Here is an 18298-nt window from a genome sequence, read left to right as displayed (position 1 = left end):
GGCGTCGTCACGCTGCCCGAGGGCACCGAGATGGTGATGCCGGGCGACAACGTGACGATGGACGTCAAGCTGATCGTTCCGATCGCGATGGAAGAAAAGCTGCGCTTCGCGATCCGCGAGGGCGGCCGCACCGTCGGCGCCGGCATCGTCGCCTCGATCGTCGAGTAATCGAGCGTTCGAAATTGGTGAGAGAACGGGCCCTTCGGGGCCCGTTTTCGTTTGGGCTGCCCGCCGAGATTGGAAGCGTTCTTGCTTGCTTGCCGCCGGGGCGGGGGACTAGAAGCCATCCGGTCAACGGAAGGATGCTGCCATGACCGCCGAAATCGCCCGCGTCTTCATCGGTTTCGACTCCAAGGAAGTCGTCGCCTACCACGTGCTCGCGCAAAGCATCATCGAGCACGCGACGATGCCCGTCATGTTCTCGCCGATCGTCCTTCCGCATCTGGAACAGACCTTCACGCGCGAGCGCAACGCGCTCCAGTCCACCGAGTTTTCCTTCTCGCGCTTCCTCGTGCCCTACCTCTCGAACTACGAGGGCTGGAGCCTGTTCATGGATTGCGACATGCTCATGCGCGCCGACATCGCCGAGCTTTGGGCGCTGCGCGACGAGAACGCCGCCGTCATGTGCGTCAAGCACGACTACCAGCCCAAGGTGGAAACGAAGTTCCTCGGGCAGGTGCAGACCAAATACGAGAAGAAGAACTGGTCGAGCGTCATGCTCTTCAACAATGCGCGCTGCCGCGCCCTGACGCCGGACTTCGTCAACACCGCGTCGGGCCTGGAGCTGCACCAGTTCAAATGGCTGGAGAGCGACAGCGAGATCGGCGAACTGCCGGCCCGCTGGAACTGGCTGGTCAACGAATACGAGCATGACCCCGCCGCCAAGAACGTCCACTTCACCGATGGCGGTCCGTATTTCGACGAATATCGCGATGACGACTATGCCGAGGAATGGTTCGCCATGCGCGAGCGCACCCTCCACGTCACGCAGCGCGCGCCCAAAGCGTGACGCGCTTGAAAGACGGCTTTCCCTTGAGCGACGAGGCGGACGGCGCGGCGCGCTGGGCCGCCTTCTTCCAGGGTTTCGGCACGATCGTCCTCGTTGCGAATAGCGACGCCGTGCGCATCGACGCGCTTCGCTCGCGCTATGGCGAGGACACGCTCTTCGTCTTCTTCAACAAGGTCTACAAGGTGCTGGACCGTCCCTTCGACGGGCCTTCGCTTCTCGTCGCGCGATCCGGCCCGGCGGGCGCCAACATCGTCTATCGGCGGGAAGTCGGCGATGTCGTCGCCCTGCTTCGCTCGCCGCGCTTCCATGGCATCTGCAATATCCGGGCAGGGGAGAGCGAGCGCTTCAGCGCGCCAGCGGAGTTCGCGATCCCGGAGCCGGTCGGCCAGCTCGACCTCGCGCCGGGGCTGAAGGGCTTCTACCCCTCGACGCATCTCGCCACGAGCGGCTTTGCGCTCGCGCTCTTCCTGGTCGAGGCCGCCCCCGCCGCGCGCGTCGTCCTTGCCGGCTTCACGGCGCGGCGCAGTCAGAAGTGGAAGCTCTTCGCCGATCACGACTGGACCTTCGAGCAGATCGTTCTGCGCCTTCTGATTCGCGCCGGTCGTCTCGAATCGACGGGGGCGGTCGCGGACGACGTCTTCGGCGCCATCGCGCGGCGCTTTCCGCAGTTCACGCCGGGCGAGGTCTCGACGGTTGCGGGCGAAGTGCTGGCGGAGCGGCTGGAAGGGGCGAATCTCGCGATCGACGATCTTCTGAAGCTGACGCGTCCGCAGCGCCGCTTCGACGCGCTTCTGCGCCGTTTGAAGCCGAAAACGCGAAAGGCGAGGCTCGCCGAGACGAAGGCGTCGCAATAGGGCTTGCAAACGCATCGCGATCTGCGTATTCGGGAGCTCGCGATAGCGCCCGCAGGGGTATAGCTCAGTTGGTAGAGCGGCGGTCTCCAAAACCGCAGGTCGCAGGTTCGAGCCCTGCTGCCCCTGCCATTTCATCCGATACGAAATGCCTTCGCCCCTCTTGTGAATCGGTTCCGGCCGGTTTATGTAGTTTTTAACAGACGCGTGGCGCGCAGGGCTGGTCAGCCAGCTTTTCGCGCCTTCTGCTGTGAGCGGTGCATGGCCTCTAAGACAAATCCTTTCACGTTTCTTCAGCAGGTGCGGACGGAAGTCGCCAAGGTGACTTGGCCGACGCGCCGCGAGACGATGATCTCGACCGTCATGGTTTTCGTCATGGTCGCGTTCGCAGCCACCTTCCTATTCGTCGCCGATCAGGCGATCGGATATGCCGTCGGTGCCGTCATGAGCGCCGGTCGCTAAAAGACTTTCATACGCAGGAATTTCATGGCCGCTCGCTGGTACATCGTCCACGCCTATTCGAACTTCGAAAAGAAGGTCGCCGAATCCATCGAGGAGCAGGCGCGTCAGAAGGGGCTCTCGGACAAGTTCGAGAAAATCCTCGTTCCGACCGAAAAGGTGACGGAAGTGCGCCGCGGCCGTAAGGTCGATTCCGAGCGCAAGTTCTTCCCCGGCTACGTGCTGGTGAAGGCCGACCTGACCGACCAGGTGTTCTCGCTGATCAAGAACACGCCGAAGGTCACCGGGTTCCTCGGTCCCGACAATCGGCCGGTGCCGATCTCCGAGGCGGAAGCGACGCACATCCTGAGCCAGGTGCAGGAAGGTGTCGAGCGGCCGAAGTCCTCGATCTCCTTCGATGTCGGCGAGCAGATTCGCGTGTCGGACGGACCCTTCGCCTCGTTCAACGGCGTGGTTCAGGAAGTCGATCACGAGCGGTCCCGCCTCAAGGTCGAAGTTTCGATCTTCGGCCGCGCGACGCCGGTGGATCTCGAATTCGGTCAGGTCGAAAAGATCTGACCGCAGGGCGCTCCCCGAGGAGCGTCCGAACGTGCGGAAGGTGAGGCGGGCTGAGCCGGTCCGACAAGATCCGAACCGCACATCTGCACGGGGCCGCCAAGGCCCGAAAGCCGGTTCGCCGGCGCAACGAAAAGGCAGAAGCTAATGGCTAAGAAAGTAGCAGGCCAGCTTAAGCTGCAGGTCAAGGCCGGTTCGGCGACTCCGTCGCCCCCGATCGGTCCCGCCCTCGGTCAGCGCGGCATCAACATCATGGAGTTCTGCAAGGCGTTCAACGCGCAGACCCAGGAGATGGAGAAGGGATCGCCGGTTCCGGTGGTGATCACCTACTACGTCGACAAGTCCTTCACGTTCCAGATGAAGACGGCTCCGGTCAGCTTCTTCCTGAAGCGCGCGGCGGGCCTCACCAGCGGCTCCAAGGAGCCCGGCAAGGTCAAGGCCGGCACGGTCACGCAGGCCCAGGTCCGCGAGATCGCCGAGAAGAAGATGAAGGATTTGAACGCGAACGACGTCGATGCCGCCATGGCGATGGTCATGGGCTCCGCGCGTTCCATGGGTCTGGAAGTGGTGGGCTGAACCGATGGCCAAGATTGCTAAGCGCATTGCGAAGGCCCGCGAGGGCATCGACCGCGAGAAGCTCTACGACCTCGCCGAGGCGATCAACCTCCTGAAGGAGCGTTCCACCGCCAAGTTCGACGAGACGATCGAGGTCGCCATGAATCTCGGCGTCGATCCGCGTCACGCCGACCAGATGGTCCGTGGCGTCGTCAACCTGCCGAACGGCACGGGCCGCACGGTCCGCGTCGCGGTCTTCGCGCGCGGCGCCAAGGCTGACGAAGCGCGCGCCGCCGGCGCCGACATCGTCGGTGCGGAAGAGCTGGTCGAGCAGGTCCAGGGCGGTCAGATCGACTTCGATCGCGCCATCGCGACCCCGGACATGATGGGCCTCGTCGGTCGTCTCGGTAAGGTGCTCGGCCCGCGCGGCCTGATGCCGAACCCGCGCGTCGGCACGGTCACGATGGACGTCGCGGCCGCCGTTAAGGCGTCGAAGGGCGGTGCCGTCGAGTTCCGCGTCGAGAAGGCCGGCATCATCCATGCCGGCATCGGCAAGGCCTCGTTCGGTGCCGAGGCGCTGCTCGAGAACATCCGCGCGTTCGCGGACGCCGTGCAGAAGGCCAAGCCGTCGGGCGCCAAGGGCAATTATGTCCAGCGCATCGCGGTCTCCTCGACCATGGGTCCCGGCATCAAGATCGATCCCGCGACGGTTCGTCCGAGCGCCTGATTTGCATTTTCGGGAAACCCGAACCATATCGGGTTTCCTTAACGAATTTCGAGTCGCTTTCGGGCGACTCGGATGGGCGAAGCCTTCGGGCTTCGCTTCCTGTCCAAGATTGCGGGCGATGGTTCGGGTCTCGATCCGAACCGTCTTAATCCTCCAGCCCGCATGAGACGGGGAAAGATCCGAATTCGTTGGCCTCACGGCCAAGACCTTCGGTTCGAACCTCTGAATGCCTTGTGTTGTCACCGGTTCCCATGCGGACCCAGGGAAGCCAAGGGGACAGGATCCTCGAGCGTCGTTCGGTTCGCCGAACGGCAAACGGCAACCGGAACTGATCCGAAAGGGTGAGTTCCAACTGGAGAGTGGCAGTGGACAGAGCGGAAAAGCGCGAGTTCGTCACCGAGCTGAACGGAGCCTTCAAGGCTGCGGGCTCGATCGTGGTGGCTCGCTATGCCGGTCTCACCGTCGCGCAGATGAACGATCTTCGTACGAAGATGCGTGCGCAGGGTGGAACCGTCAAAGTCGCGAAGAACCGTCTCGCCCAAATCGCTCTTCAAGGCACGGACGCCGAAAAGATCGACGGATTGTTTCAGGGTCAGACCCTGATTGCTTATTCCAACGATCCGATTGCGGCTCCGAAGGTGGCCAACGACTTCGCCAAGGGGAACGACAAGCTCGTGATCCTCGGCGGTGCGATGGGCACCACGGCCCTCGATGCGGAAGGGGTCAAGGCTTTGGCCGCCCTTCCGTCGCTCGACGAACTGCGCGGAAAGCTGCTGGGCATGATCCAGACGCCGGCGACCCGCATCGCAGGCGTCGTGGCGGCGCCCGCGGCTCAGCTCGCGCGCGTTTTCGCGGCCTATGCCAAGAAGGACGAAGCGGCGTGAGGCTCGTTCCTCGCTGCATTCAGAATATTCGAACCTAAAGGAAGACTACAATGGCTGATCTCGCCAAGATCGTTGAAGACCTGTCGGCTCTGACCGTCCTCGAGGCTGCTGAGCTCTCGAAGATGCTCGAAGAGAAGTGGGGCGTCTCCGCCGCAGCTCCGGTCGCCGTTGCCGCCGCTGGTGGCGCCGGCCCGGTCGCCGAAGTCGAAGAGAAGACCGAGTTCGACGTGATCCTCGCCGACGCCGGCGCGAACAAGATCAACGTCATCAAGGAAGTCCGTGCGATCACGGGCCTCGGCCTCAAGGAAGCCAAGGACCTCGTCGACGGCGCTCCGAAGCCGGTCAAGGAAGCTGTGTCGAAGGACGAAGCTGCCAAGATCAAGGACCAGCTCGAGAAGGCTGGCGCGAAGGTCGACGTCAAGTAAGACCGCCATTTGGCGCCTTACGCATGAAATTGGCGGGCGGGACGGCATTTTGCCGTTCCGCCTTCCGTGCTCGCGGCAACCGGTGCTGCGAGGGTGCAGGTCTCCCGAGGGTCGCGCGGCGGCTTTCGGGAGACCTGGACTGGCCGGCAGTCCCCCATGTCTGACGCCGCGCGGCGGGCCCACCGCGACAGGCGTTCCTCCCCACGGGAGGATCAAAAATTCAGCCCTTCGGTCGAGGGCACTGACGAGAGCAAGGAGCGACGATGTCTCAGACGACGACGTTTAGCGGTCGCAGGCGCGTACGCAAGTTCTTCGGGTCGATCCCCGAAGTCGCCGAAATGCCCAACCTCATCGAGGTCCAGAAGGCCTCCTACGATCAGTTCCTGATGGTGGACGAGCCGGAGGGCGGCCGTCCCGACGAAGGTCTGCAGTCCGTCTTCCGCTCCGTTTTCCCGATTTCCGATTTCGCCGGCCATTCGATGCTGGAATTCGTCAAGTACGAGTTCGAGCAGCCGAAGTTCGACGTCGACGAGTGCCGTCAGCGCGACCTGACCTATGCCGCGCCGCTGAAGGTGACGCTGCGCCTCATCGTGTTCGATGTCGACGAGGACACCGGCTCCAAGTCCATCAAGGACATCAAGGAGCAGGACGTCTACATGGGCGACATGCCGCTCATGACCATGAACGGCACGTTCATCGTCAACGGCACGGAGCGCGTCATCGTCTCTCAGATGCACCGCTCGCCGGGCGTCTTCTTCGATCATGACAAGGGCAAGTCGCACTCGTCCGGCAAGCTGCTCTTCGCCGCGCGCGTCATCCCCTATCGCGGTTCCTGGCTCGACATCGAGTTCGACGCCAAGGACATCGTGTTCGCGCGCATCGACCGTCGCCGCAAGATCCCCGTGACGAGCCTTCTCATGGCGCTCGGCATGGATGGCGAGGACATTCTCTCGACCTTCTACAATGTCGTGAAGTTCGAGAAGGACAAGCAGGGCTGGCGCATTCCGTTCTCGGTCGAGCGCGTGCGCGGCCAGAAGACGCTGTCCGACCTCATCGACGCCGACACGGGCGAAGTGCTGGTCGAGGCGGGCAAGAAGGTCACGGCCCGTCAGGCCCGCCAGATGAAGGAGCGGGGCGTCGTAGCCCTGCGCGCCATGGAGGAAGACCTCTACGGCAATTATCTGGCCGAGGACATCGTCAACTACGCGACGGGCGAGATCTATCTCGAAGCCGGTGACGAGATCGACGAGAAGACGCTCAAGGTCCTGCTCGACGCGGGCCACGAGGAAATCTCCGTCCTCGACATCGATCACGTGACGGTCGGCGCCTATATCCGCAACACGCTGGCGGCCGACAAGAACGAGAACCGCCAGGACGCGCTGTTCGACATCTACCGCGTCATGCGTCCCGGCGAGCCGCCGACGATGGACACGGCCGAGGCCATGTTCCAGTCGCTGTTCTTCGATTCGGAGCGCTACGATCTCTCGGCCGTCGGCCGCGTGAAGATGAACATGCGTCTCGACGTCGCCGCCGAGGACACGGTGCGCGTGCTCCGCAAGGAAGACATCCTTGCGGTGGTGCGCACGCTTGTCGACCTGCGCGACGGCAAGGGCGAGATCGACGACATCGACAATCTCGGCAATCGCCGCGTGCGCTCGGTCGGCGAGCTCATGGAGAACCAGTACCGCGTCGGCCTGCTCCGCATGGAGCGCGCGATCAAGGAGCGCATGAGCTCGGTCGAGATCGACACGGTCATGCCGCAGGACCTGATCAACGCCAAGCCCGCGGCCGCCGCGGTGCGCGAGTTCTTCGGCTCCTCGCAGCTCTCGCAGTTCATGGACCAGACCAACCCGCTCTCCGAGATCACGCACAAGCGTCGTCTCTCGGCGCTCGGCCCCGGCGGTCTGACCCGCGAGCGCGCCGGCTTCGAAGTGCGCGACGTGCACCCGACGCATTACGGCCGCATCTGCCCGATCGAGACGCCGGAAGGCCCGAATATCGGTCTGATCAACTCGCTCGCGACCTTCGCCCGCGTCAACAAGTACGGCTTCATCGAAAGCCCGTACCGCCGCGTCGTGGATGGCAAGGTCACGAAGGAGGTCGTCTACCTTTCGGCCATGGAAGAGTCCAAGCACCATGTCGCGCAGGCGAACGCGGTGCTGACCGACGACATGCGCTTTGCCGAAGAGACCGTCATCTGCCGTCATGCCGGCGACGTGATCATCACGCCGCGCGAGAATGTCGACCTGATGGACGTCTCGCCCAAGCAGCTCGTGTCGGTCGCGGCCGCGCTCATCCCGTTCCTCGAGAACGACGACGCGAACCGCGCCCTCATGGGCTCGAACATGCAGCGTCAGGCCGTGCCGCTGGTGCGCGCGGAAGCGCCGTTCGTCGGCACCGGCATGGAAGCCGTGGTCGCGCGTGACTCCGGTGCCGCCATCGCGGCCCGTCGCGGCGGCGTGGTCGATCAGGTGGACGCGACGCGTATCGTCATTCGCGCCACGGAAGATCTCGAAGGCGGCCGGTCCGGCGTCGATATCTACCGCCTGATGAAGTACCAGCGTTCGAACCAGTCGACCTGCATCAACCAGCGCCCGCTGGTGAAGATGGGCGACCGCGTGCGTCGCGGCGACATCATTGCCGACGGTCCGTCGACCGACCTCGGCGATCTGGCGCTCGGCCGGAACGTGCTCGTCGCGTTCATGCCGTGGAACGGCTACAACTATGAGGACTCGATCCTCCTGTCCGAGCGTATCGTCGCCGACGACGTCTTCACTTCGATCCATATCGAGGAGTTCGAGGTCATGGCGCGCGACACCAAGCTCGGGCCTGAGGAGATCACGCGCGACATTCCGAACGTCTCGGAAGAAGCGCTGAAGAACCTCGACGAAGCGGGCATCGTCTATATCGGCGCCGAGGTTCAGCCGGGCGACATTCTCGTCGGCAAGATCACGCCGAAGGGCGAAAGCCCGATGACGCCGGAGGAAAAGCTCCTTCGCGCCATCTTCGGCGAGAAGGCCTCGGACGTGCGCGACACGTCGAACCGCATGCCTCCCGGCACCTACGGCACGGTCGTGGAAGTGCGCGTCTTCAACCGCCACGGCGTGGAGAAGGACGAGCGCGCGATGGCGATCGAGCGCGAGGAAATCGAGCGCCTCGCCAAGGACCGCGACGACGAGCAGGCGATCCTCGATCGCAACGTCTACGGCCGTCTCGTGGAAATGCTGAACGGTCAGGCAGCGGTCGCCGGCCCGCGCGGCTTCCGCAAGGGGACGCAGGTCTCGCCCGACGTGATGAACGAGTATCCCCGCTCGCAGTGGTGGATGTTCGCGGTCGAGGACGAGCGCGTCCAGGCCGAGCTCGAAGGTCTGCGCTCGGTCTACGACGAGTCCAAGAAGACGCTCGAGCAGCGCTTCATGGACAAGGTCGAGAAGGTCCAGCGCGGCGACGAGCTGCCCCCGGGCGTCATGAAGCAGGTGAAGGTCTTCGTCGCCGTGAAGCGCAAGATCCAGCCGGGCGACAAGATGGCCGGCCGTCACGGCAACAAGGGCGTCGTCTCGCGCATCGTGCCGGTGGAGGACATGCCCTTCACCGCCGACGGCACGCATGTCGACATCGTCTTGAACCCGCTCGGCGTGCCCTCGCGCATGAATGTCGGTCAGATCCTCGAGACGCATCTCGGCTGGGCCTGCGCCGGCATGGGCAAGCAGATCGGCGAGCTTCTGGAAGCCTATCAGCAGACCCACGATGTCGGGCCGCTGCGGGATCAGATCGCCGATCTGATGGGCGACAGCGAGCGCAACGAGAAGGTCGCGACCTACGACGAGGAATCCGTCGTCACGCTGGCCAAGCAGCTGCGCAAGGGTGTGTCGATCGCGACGCCGGTCTTCGACGGCGCGAACGAGCGCGACATCGTGCACATGCTGGAAAAGGCCGGACTCAACGGGTCGGGTCAGGTCACGCTGCATGACGGACGGACGGGCGAGCCGTTCGATCGCCAGGTGACGGTCGGCTACATCTACATGCTGAAGCTGCACCACCTCGTGGACGACAAGATCCACGCCCGTTCGATCGGTCCGTATTCGCTCGTGACCCAGCAGCCGCTGGGTGGCAAGGCGCAGTTCGGCGGTCAGCGCTTCGGCGAAATGGAGGTCTGGGCGCTGGAAGCCTACGGCGCCGCCTACACGCTGCAGGAAATGCTGACCGTGAAGTCGGACGACGTGGCCGGACGTACCAAGGTCTACGAGTCGATCGTGCGCGGCGACGATGCGTTCGAGTCGGGCATTCCCGAGAGCTTCAACGTTCTCGTCAAGGAAATGCGCTCGCTCGGCCTCGACGTCGACCTGTCGAACACGGTTGCCGAACTGCCCTATTCCGGGTCGCCCGTCGAAGGGCTGCCCGACGCGGCCGAGTAAGCCGCCTCGCAAACGCCGCCTTGTGCGGCCAGGATCGGCGCCCATATGCCGGGGCGCCGATCAGTCTTTGCGGATAGATCTTGGCGCCGGCCCCGCCCGGCGCGTTGGGAGGCCCCGGGCCTCATAAGGAGACAGCACCATGAACCAAGAGGTCATGAATCTCTTCAATCCTCAGGTGCAGGCGCAGACATTCGACTCCATCCGGATCTCGATCGCGAGCCCGGAGAAGATTCTTTCCTGGTCGTTCGGCGAGATCAAGAAGCCTGAGACGATCAACTACCGGACCTTCAAGCCCGAGCGCGACGGCTTGTTCTGCGCGCGCATCTTCGGGCCGATCAAGGACTACGAGTGCTTGTGCGGCAAGTACAAGCGCATGAAGTACAAGGGCATCATCTGCGAAAAGTGCGGCGTCGAGGTCACGCTGTCGCGGGTTCGCCGCGAGCGCATGGGCCATATCGAGCTGGCCGCGCCGGTCGCCCATATCTGGTTCCTGAAGTCGCTCCCGAGCCGCATCGGCACGCTGCTCGACATGACGCTGAAGGATATCGAGCGCGTTCTCTATTTCGAGAACTACATCGTCACCGAGCCCGGTCTCACCGCCCTCAAGGAGCACCAGCTCCTGTCGGAGGAAGAGTATCTGATCGCCGTCGACGAATACGGCGAGGATAGCTTCACGGCGCTGATCGGCGCCGAGGCGATCCAGGAACTTCTGGCCTCGATGGATCTCGAGCGGATCGCGGGCGATCTTCGCGAGGAACTCGCGACCACGACGTCCGATCTGAAGACCAAGAAGCTGATGAAGCGTCTGAAGATCGTCGAGAACTTCCTCGAGTCGGGCAACCGACCCGAGTGGATGATCATGAGCGTCATTCCGGTGATCCCGCCGGATCTGCGCCCGCTCGTCCCGCTGGACGGCGGCCGCTTCGCCACGTCCGATCTGAACGATCTCTATCGCCGCGTCATCAACCGCAACAACCGTCTGAAGCGGCTGATCGAGCTGCGCGCGCCGGGCATCATCATCCGCAACGAGAAGCGCATGCTTCAGGAAGCGGTGGATGCGCTGTTCGACAACGGCCGTCGCGGCCGCGTCATCACGGGGGCCAACAAGCGTCCGCTGAAGTCGCTGTCCGACATGCTGAAGGGCAAGCAGGGGCGCTTCCGTCAGAACCTCCTCGGCAAGCGCGTCGACTATTCCGGTCGTTCGGTCATCGTGACCGGCCCGAACCTGAAGCTGCACCAGTGCGGCCTGCCGAAGAAGATGGCGCTTGAGCTGTTCAAGCCCTTCATCTACGCGCGCCTCGACGCCAAGGGCTTCTCCTCCACGGTGAAGCAGGCCAAGAAGCTCGTCGAGAAGGAGCGTCCGGAAGTCTGGGATATCCTCGACGAGGTCATCCGCGAGCACCCGGTTCTCCTGAACCGCGCGCCGACGCTGCATCGTCTGGGCATCCAGGCCTTCGAGCCCGTGCTGATCGAAGGCAAGGCGATCCAGCTGCATCCGCTCGTCTGCACCGCGTTCAACGCGGACTTTGACGGCGACCAGATGGCCGTGCACGTGCCGCTGTCGATCGAGGCGCAGCTCGAAGCGCGCGTCCTCATGATGTCGACCAACAACATCCTGCACCCGGCGAACGGTCTTCCGATCATCGTGCCGTCGCAGGACATGGTGCTCGGCCTCTACTATCTCTCGATCATGAACGAGAACGAGCCGGGGCAGGGCATGGCCTTCTCCGACATCGGCGAGCTGGAGCACGCGATCGCCTCTAAGGCGGTCACGCTGCACACGAAGATCCGTGGCCGTATCCGGTCGGTCGACAAGGACGGCAACGAGACCTCGAAGATCTACGAGACGACCCCTGGCCGCATGCTCATCGGCCAGCTTCTGCCGCGCACGCACCGCATCACCTTCGACATCGCCAACGACCTGATGACGAAGAAGAACATCTCGAAGATGATCGATACCGTCTACCGCCACTGCGGTCAGAAGGACACGGTCATCTTCTGCGATCGCATCATGCAGCTCGGTTTCAAGCATGCCTGCCTCGCCGGCATTTCGTTCGGCAAGGACGACATGGTCATCCCCGAGACCAAGCCCAAGCTGATCGGCGAGACGCAGGCGCTCGCGAAGGAATACGAGCAGCAGTACAATGACGGCCTGATCACCCAGGGCGAGAAGTACAACAAGGTCGTCGACGCCTGGGCCAAGTGCACGGACAAGATTGCCGACGAGATGATGAGCCGCATTCGTGCGGTCGAGTTCAACCCGGAGACGGGCCGGCAGAAGCCGATGAACTCGATCTACATGATGTCGCACTCCGGTGCGCGTGGCTCGCCCACGCAGATGCGCCAGCTCGGCGCGATGCGCGGCCTGATGACCAAGCCGTCCGGCGAGATCATCGAGACGCCGATCATCTCGAACTTCAAGGAAGGCCTCACGGTTCTCGAGTACTTCAACTCCACCCACGGCGCCCGCAAGGGCCTCGCGGACACGGCGTTGAAGACGGCGAACTCGGGCTACCTGACCCGTCGTCTCGTCGACGTCGCACAGGACTGCATCATCACGCAGACCGATTGCGGCACGCCGAACGGCCTCACCATGCAGCCCATCGTGGATGCCGGTCAGGTCGTGGCGACGCTCGGCCAGCGCATTCTCGGCCGCACCGCGCTTGAGGACATTCTCCACCCGGTGTCGGGCGAGGTCCTGGTCAAGGGCGGCGTGACGGTCGAGGAGCGCGACGTTGATGTGATCGAGAAGGCCGGCGTCCAGTCGGTGAAGATCCGTTCGGCGCTGACCTGCGAAGTGCGCACCGGCATCTGCGCCGTGTGCTACGGTCGCGATCTGGCGCGCGGCACGCCCGTCAACATGGGCGAAGCCGTCGGCGTCATCGCGGCGCAGTCGATCGGCGAGCCGGGCACGCAGCTCACGATGCGCACGTTCCACATGGGCGGCACGGCGCAGGTCGTCGATCAGTCGTTCCTGGAAGCGTCCTATGAGGGCAGCGTCCAGATCCGCAACCGCAACGTCGTGCGCGACTCCGAAGGCCGTCTGGTGGCCATGGGCCGCAACATGGCGATCCTGATCCTCGATCCGTCGGGCAAGGAGCGCGCGTCGCACCGTGTCACCTACGGTTCGCGCATCTTCGTGGACGATGGCGATCAGGTCCGTCGCGGCCAGCGCATCGCGGAATGGGACCCGTACACCCGTCCGGTTCTCACCGAAATGGACGGTGTGGTGGAGTTCGAGGACCTCGTCGAGGGTCTGTCGGTTTCGGAGCAGGCGGACGAGTCCACCGGCATAACGAAGCGTCAGGTCATCGACTGGCGCGCGAACCCGCGTGGTTCCGATCTGAAGCCGGCGCTCGTCATCCGCAAGGAAGACGGCACGATCGCCAAGCTGCAGCGCGGCACGGATGCTCGCTACCTCCTGTCGGTGGACGCGATCCTCTCGGTCGAGCCGGGCTCGAAGGTGCGGGCCGGTGACGTTCTCTCGCGTATTCCGATGGAGTCCGCGAAGACCAAGGACATCACCGGCGGTCTGCCGCGCGTCGCCGAACTCTTTGAGGCGCGTCGTCCGAAGGACAACGCGGTCATCGCCGAGATCGACGGCACGATCCGCTTCGGCCGCGACTACAAGAACAAGCGCCGCATCATCATCGAGCCGCACGAGGACGGCATCGAGCCGGTCGAGTACCTGATCCCGAAGGGCAAGCCCTTCCACCTTCAGGAAGGCGACATCATCGAGAAGGGCGACCATATTCTCGACGGCAATCCGGCGCCGCACGACATTCTGGCGATCCGCGGCGTGGAGGCTCTGGCGAGCTACCTCGTCAACGAAATCCAGGAAGTCTACCGGTTGCAGGGCGTTCTCATCAACGACAAGCACATCGAGGTGATCGTTCGCCAGATGCTGCAGAAGGTCGAGATCGTGGAGTCCGGCGACTCGGGCTACATTCCGGGCGACAATGTCGACCGGATCGAGCTCGCCGAGATCAACGAGCGTCTGGAAGAGGAGGGCAAGAAGCCCGCCTCCGGCAATCCGGTGCTCCTCGGCATCACCAAAGCCTCGCTGCAGACGCCGAGCTTCATCTCGGCGGCGTCCTTCCAGGAGACCACCCGCGTCCTCACCGAGGCGGCGGTCGCCGGCAAGATGGACACGCTGCAGGGCCTCAAGGAGAACGTCATCGTCGGCCGCCTCATCCCGGCCGGTACGGGTGGCATGATGACCCAGGTCCGTCGCATCGCGTCCTCGCGTGACGACCTGATCATCGACGATCGTCGCAAGACCTCGGCTTCGCCGCGCGCCGATCGTCTCCTGACCAACATGACCGACGCCGCCGAGTAAGCGGCCTCGCTAGGAAGAGGGGAGGGGCGTTCTCGAGTGGAGCGCCCCTTCCGCTTCGCCGGTGGCCGCCTATGGCCGCCACCGACGATGTCAAGCGCCTTTCGCAGGGAAGGACTTGACGAAGCGTCGTGGAATCGTTAAACACCCGCCAACAGAGCCGATGTGAGGCAACATTCGTTCAGGACGACGCGTCCCGGACTTGCTCCTCAAACAAGGCTTCGTTCAACGAGACGCATCATTGCTGGCTGCACGATTGCGGTTTTGCCCGTAATCCTCTGCTTCGTCCCGGGCAGACCTCTTACTAGGTGAGGTCGTGGCCCGGTTTCGCGTATGGACTATACGGCGCGAATCGCGGCAGATGCCGACCGTTTCGAACCGAGATTTGAGAAGAAGGAAGGTTGGAATGCCGACCATCAACCAGCTGATCCGGAAGCCGCGCGTTCGCCCGAGCGAGCGCAACACGGTTCCGGCCCTCCAGGCCAATCCCCAGAAGCGCGGCGTTTGCACCCGCGTTTACACCACGACCCCGAAGAAGCCGAACTCGGCTCTCCGTAAGGTCGCCAAGGTGCGTCTGGTCAACGGCTTCGAGGTCATCGGCTACATCCCGGGCGAGGGGCATAACCTTCAGGAGCACTCCGTCGTCATGATCCGTGGCGGCCGCGTGAAGGATCTTCCGGGCGTGCGCTACCACATCATCCGTGGCGTGCTCGATACCCAGGGCGTCAAGGACCGTCGTCAGCGTCGTTCCAAGTACGGCGCGAAGCGTCCGAAGTAAGCCTGAAGACCGAGTTAGAGAGAATATTCGATGTCCCGTCGTCACTCTGCAGAAAAGCGCGAGATCAACCCGGATCCGAAGTTCGGTGATCTCGTCGTCACGAAGTTCATGAACGCCGTCATGTATGACGGCAAGAAGTCGGTGGCGGAGCGCATCGTTTACGGTGCGTTCGACGTCATGGGCGAGAAGACCCGCCAGGATGCGATCGGCATCTTCCATCAGGCTCTCGAGAACGTCGCCCCGCACGTCGAAGTGCGTTCGCGTCGCGTCGGCGGTGCGACCTATCAGGTCCCGGTCGACGTCCGTCCCGAGCGTCGCCAGGCCCTGGCGATCCGTTGGCTGATCACGGCCGCCCGCAACCGCAACGAGACCACGATGGTGGATCGTCTGTCGGGCGAGCTGCTGGATGCCGCCAACAATCGCGGCAGCGCCGTGAAGAAGCGTGAAGACACCCACCGCATGGCGGAAGCGAACCGCGCGTTCTCGCACTACCGCTGGTAAGTCCGGCTTCAATCCGAAAGGCGTCGCCCCATGGCTCGCGAATATAAGATCGAAGACTACCGCAATTTCGGCATCATGGCCCACATCGATGCCGGCAAGACGACCACGACCGAGCGGATTCTCTACTACACCGGCAAGTCCCATAAGATCGGCGAAGTCCATGACGGCGCCGCGACCATGGACTGGATGGAGCAGGAGCAGGAGCGCGGCATCACGATCACGTCCGCCGCGACCACGACCTTCTGGAAGGGTCGCGACGAGAAGATGCGTCGCTTCAACATCATCGACACGCCGGGACACGTGGACTTCACGATTGAGGTCGAGCGTTCGCTGCGCGTTCTCGACGGTGCGATCGCGCTTCTCGACGCCAATGCCGGCGTGGAGCCGCAGACCGAGACCGTCTGGCGCCAGGCCGACAAGTACCACGTTCCCCGGATGATGTTCGTCAACAAGATGGACAAGACCGGCGCGGACTTCTTCCGCTGCGTGGACATGATCAAGACCCGCCTCGGCGCCAAGCCGATCGTCGTTCAGCTGCCGATCGGCGCCGAGAACGAGTTCAAGGGCGTCGTCGATCTGATCGAGATGAAGGCTCTCGTCTGGCGCGACGAATCGCTCGGCGCCCAGTGGGACGTCGTCGAGATCCCGGCCGACCTCGCCGATCAGGCGCAGGAATATCGCGAACTCATGATCGAGACCGCGGTCGAGGTCGATGAAGCCGCGATGGAAGCCTATCTCGAAGGCACCATGCCGGACAACGACCAGCTGCGCGCGCTGATCCGCAAGGGCACGTGCGAAGTGACGTTCACGCCGATCTTCTGCGGCTCGGCCTTCAAGAACAAGGGCGTTCAGCCGCTTCTCGACGGCGTCGTGGACTTCCTGCCGTCGCCGGTCGACGTGCCTGCCATCAAGGGCATCGATCCGAAGACCGAAGCCGAGACGAGCCGCGTGTCTTCGGACGACGAGCCGCTCTCGATGCTCGCGTTCAAGATCATGAACGACCCGTTCGTCGGTTCGCTCACCTTCTGCCGCATCTACTCCGGCAAGCTCTCCAAGGGCACCGGCGTCCAGAACACGGTGAAGGAAAAGCGCGAGCGCATCGGCCGCATGCTGCAGATGCACTCCAACTCGCGTGAAGACATCGAAGAGGCCTATGCCGGCGACATCGTCGCTCTGGCCGGCCTCAAGGAAGTCACGACGGGCGACACGCTCTGCGACCCGCTGAAGCCGGTCATCCTGGAGCGCATGGAATTCCCCGATCCGGTCATCGAGATCGCGATCGAGCCGAAGACCAAGGGCGACCAGGAAAAGATGGGCCTCGCGCTCAACCGTCTCGCCGCCGAGGACCCGTCCTTCCGCGTCAAGACGGACGAAGAGTCCGGCCAGACCATCATCGCCGGCATGGGCGAGCTTCATCTCGACATTCTCGTCGACCGCATGAAGCGCGAGTTCAAGGTCGAGGCGAATATCGGTGCGCCGCAGGTGGCCTACCGCGAAACGATCACCCGCGCCGCGGATGTCGACTACACGCACAAGAAGCAGACCGGTGGTACCGGTCAGTTCGCCCGCGTGAAGCTGCACATCGAGCCGGGCGAGCCGACCACGGGCTACGTGTTCGAATCGAAGATCATCGGCGGTGCGGTTCCCAAGGAATACGTGCCGGGTGTCCAGAAGGGCATCGCTTCGGTGATGACCTCGGGTCCGCTCGCGGGCTTCCCGATGGTCGACATCAAGGCCGAGCTGATCGACGGCGCCTACCACGACGTCGACTCGTCGGTCCTGGCCTTCGAAATCGCCTCGCGCGCTGGCTTCCGTGAAGCCATCCAGAAGGCGGGTCCGAAGCTTCTCGAGCCGATCATGAAGGTCGAGGTCGTGACGCCGGAAGACTATGTCGGCGACGTGATCGGTGACTTGAACAGCCGTCGTGGCCAGATTCAGGGCACGGAAGCGCGCGGAATCGCGACTGTCGTCAATGCGATGGTTCCCCTCGCCAATATGTTCGGTTATGTGAACACGCTGCGTTCGATGTCTCAGGGCCGCGCCCAGTACACGATGCAGTTCGATCACTACGAGCAGGTCCCGAACCAGGTCGCGGAAGAGATCCAGAAGAAGTTCGCCTGACGCGTCAGGCGAAGGCGAACCCTTGTTGGCTCCCCGGAGCCGAACGAACGAATTGATGGAGTGCCGCAATGGCCAAGAGCAAATTTGAGCGCAACAAGCCGCATGTGAACATCGGCACGATTGGTCACGTTGACCATGGGAAGACGTCTCTGACGGCTGCGATCACGAAGTACTTTGGCGAGTTCCGTGCGTACGATCAGATCGACGCGGCGCCGGAGGAGAAGGCGCGCGGGATCACGATCTCGACGGCGCACGTGGAGTACGAGACGGAAAGCCGTCACTACGCGCACGTGGACTGCCCGGGCCATGCGGACTACGTGAAGAACATGATCACGGGCGCGGCGCAGATGGACGGCGCGATCCTGGTGTGCTCGGCGGCCGACGGCCCGATGCCGCAGACGCGCGAGCACATCCTTCTGGCCCGTCAGGTCGGCGTTCCGGCGCTGGTGGTGTTCCTGAACAAGGTCGACCAGGTCGACGACGCCGAGCTTCTGGAGCTGGTCGAGCTGGAACTGCGCGAGCTTCTGTCGAGCTACGAGTTCCCGGGCGACGACGTTCCGATCGTGAAGGGCTCGGCGCTGGCCGCTCTCGAGGACTCCAACAAGGAGATCGGCGAGAACGCGGTTCGCGAGCTGATGAAGCAGGTCGACGCCTACATCCCGACGCCCGAGCGTCCGATCAA

General features: G+C 63.5%; 15 protein-coding genes and 1 tRNA gene. All 16 read left to right on the top strand.

From position 1 onward, the window contains the following. On the top strand, positions 1 to 168 hold a 168-nt coding region (locus B146_RS28760; RefSeq protein ID WP_019998968.1), incomplete at its 5' end, for an EF-Tu C-terminal domain-related protein. Between the two features lie 142 nt (positions 169 to 310). Then, on the top strand, positions 311 to 1009 hold the full coding sequence (locus B146_RS0123680) for an LPS glycosyltransferase (RefSeq protein ID WP_019998967.1): 699 nt from the start codon (positions 311 to 313) through the stop codon (positions 1007 to 1009). Between the two features lie 23 nt (positions 1010 to 1032). Then, positions 1033 to 1863, top strand: a complete 831-nt coding sequence (locus B146_RS0123675; RefSeq protein WP_026358891.1) for a hypothetical protein — start codon at positions 1033 to 1035, stop codon at positions 1861 to 1863. 53 nt (positions 1864 to 1916) lie between these two features. Next, a tRNA-Trp gene (locus B146_RS0123670) sits at positions 1917 to 1992 on the top strand. Between the two features lie 129 nt (positions 1993 to 2121). Continuing rightward, positions 2122 to 2322 carry a preprotein translocase subunit SecE gene (gene secE / locus B146_RS0123665; RefSeq protein ID WP_019998965.1) on the top strand — a complete coding sequence of 67 codons (201 nt, stop codon included), beginning with the start codon at positions 2122 to 2124 and terminating at the stop codon, positions 2320 to 2322. Between the two features lie 24 nt (positions 2323 to 2346). Beyond that, on the top strand, positions 2347 to 2877 hold the full coding sequence (nusG, locus tag B146_RS0123660) for a transcription termination/antitermination protein NusG (protein WP_019998964.1): 531 nt from the start codon (positions 2347 to 2349) through the stop codon (positions 2875 to 2877). 144 nt (positions 2878 to 3021) lie between these two features. After that, a complete protein-coding gene (rplK, locus tag B146_RS0123655) occupies positions 3022 to 3450 on the top strand; it encodes a 50S ribosomal protein L11 (protein ID WP_019998963.1) in 429 nt (142 codons plus the stop codon). A 4-nt stretch (positions 3451 to 3454) separates the two neighbouring features. Beyond that, positions 3455 to 4156, top strand: coding sequence for a 50S ribosomal protein L1 (gene rplA, locus B146_RS0123650; protein WP_019998962.1), 702 nt, complete (start codon positions 3455 to 3457; stop codon positions 4154 to 4156). A 365-nt stretch (positions 4157 to 4521) separates the two neighbouring features. Then, a complete protein-coding gene (rplJ, locus tag B146_RS0123645) occupies positions 4522 to 5040 on the top strand; it encodes a 50S ribosomal protein L10 (protein WP_019998961.1) in 519 nt (172 codons plus the stop codon). Between the two features lie 50 nt (positions 5041 to 5090). After that, a complete protein-coding gene (rplL, locus tag B146_RS0123640; protein ID WP_019998960.1) occupies positions 5091 to 5465 on the top strand; it encodes a 50S ribosomal protein L7/L12 in 375 nt (124 codons plus the stop codon). Positions 5466 to 5728: 263 nt separating this feature from the next. After that, a complete protein-coding gene (gene rpoB, locus B146_RS0123635) occupies positions 5729 to 9880 on the top strand; it encodes a DNA-directed RNA polymerase subunit beta (RefSeq protein ID WP_026358890.1) in 4152 nt (1383 codons plus the stop codon). A 139-nt stretch (positions 9881 to 10019) separates the two neighbouring features. Next, on the top strand, positions 10020 to 14219 hold the full coding sequence (gene rpoC / locus B146_RS0123630; protein WP_019998958.1) for a DNA-directed RNA polymerase subunit beta': 4200 nt from the start codon (positions 10020 to 10022) through the stop codon (positions 14217 to 14219). 403 nt (positions 14220 to 14622) lie between these two features. Beyond that, positions 14623 to 14994 (top strand): 30S ribosomal protein S12, encoded by a 372-nt coding sequence (gene rpsL, locus B146_RS0123625; RefSeq protein WP_019998957.1) that lies wholly within the window; start codon positions 14623 to 14625, stop codon positions 14992 to 14994. A 30-nt stretch (positions 14995 to 15024) separates the two neighbouring features. Then, positions 15025 to 15495: a 30S ribosomal protein S7 gene (rpsG, locus tag B146_RS0123620; RefSeq protein ID WP_019998956.1), complete on the top strand. Its 471-nt coding sequence runs from the start codon at positions 15025 to 15027 to the stop codon at positions 15493 to 15495. Positions 15496 to 15525: 30 nt separating this feature from the next. Continuing rightward, positions 15526 to 17616 carry an elongation factor G gene (gene fusA / locus B146_RS0123615; RefSeq protein WP_019998955.1) on the top strand — a complete coding sequence of 697 codons (2091 nt, stop codon included), beginning with the start codon at positions 15526 to 15528 and terminating at the stop codon, positions 17614 to 17616. 68 nt (positions 17617 to 17684) lie between these two features. Then, a partial coding sequence (locus B146_RS0123610; protein ID WP_019998954.1) for a GTP-binding protein occupies positions 17685 to 18298 on the top strand: 614 nt, incomplete at its 3' end.

Origin of the sequence: Aureimonas ureilytica DSM 18598 = NBRC 106430 (assembly GCF_000382705.1) — a bacterium.
Taxonomy (GTDB): domain Bacteria; phylum Pseudomonadota; class Alphaproteobacteria; order Rhizobiales; family Rhizobiaceae; genus Aureimonas; species Aureimonas ureilytica.
This window is presented reverse-complemented; position numbering and strand designations above follow the sequence as displayed.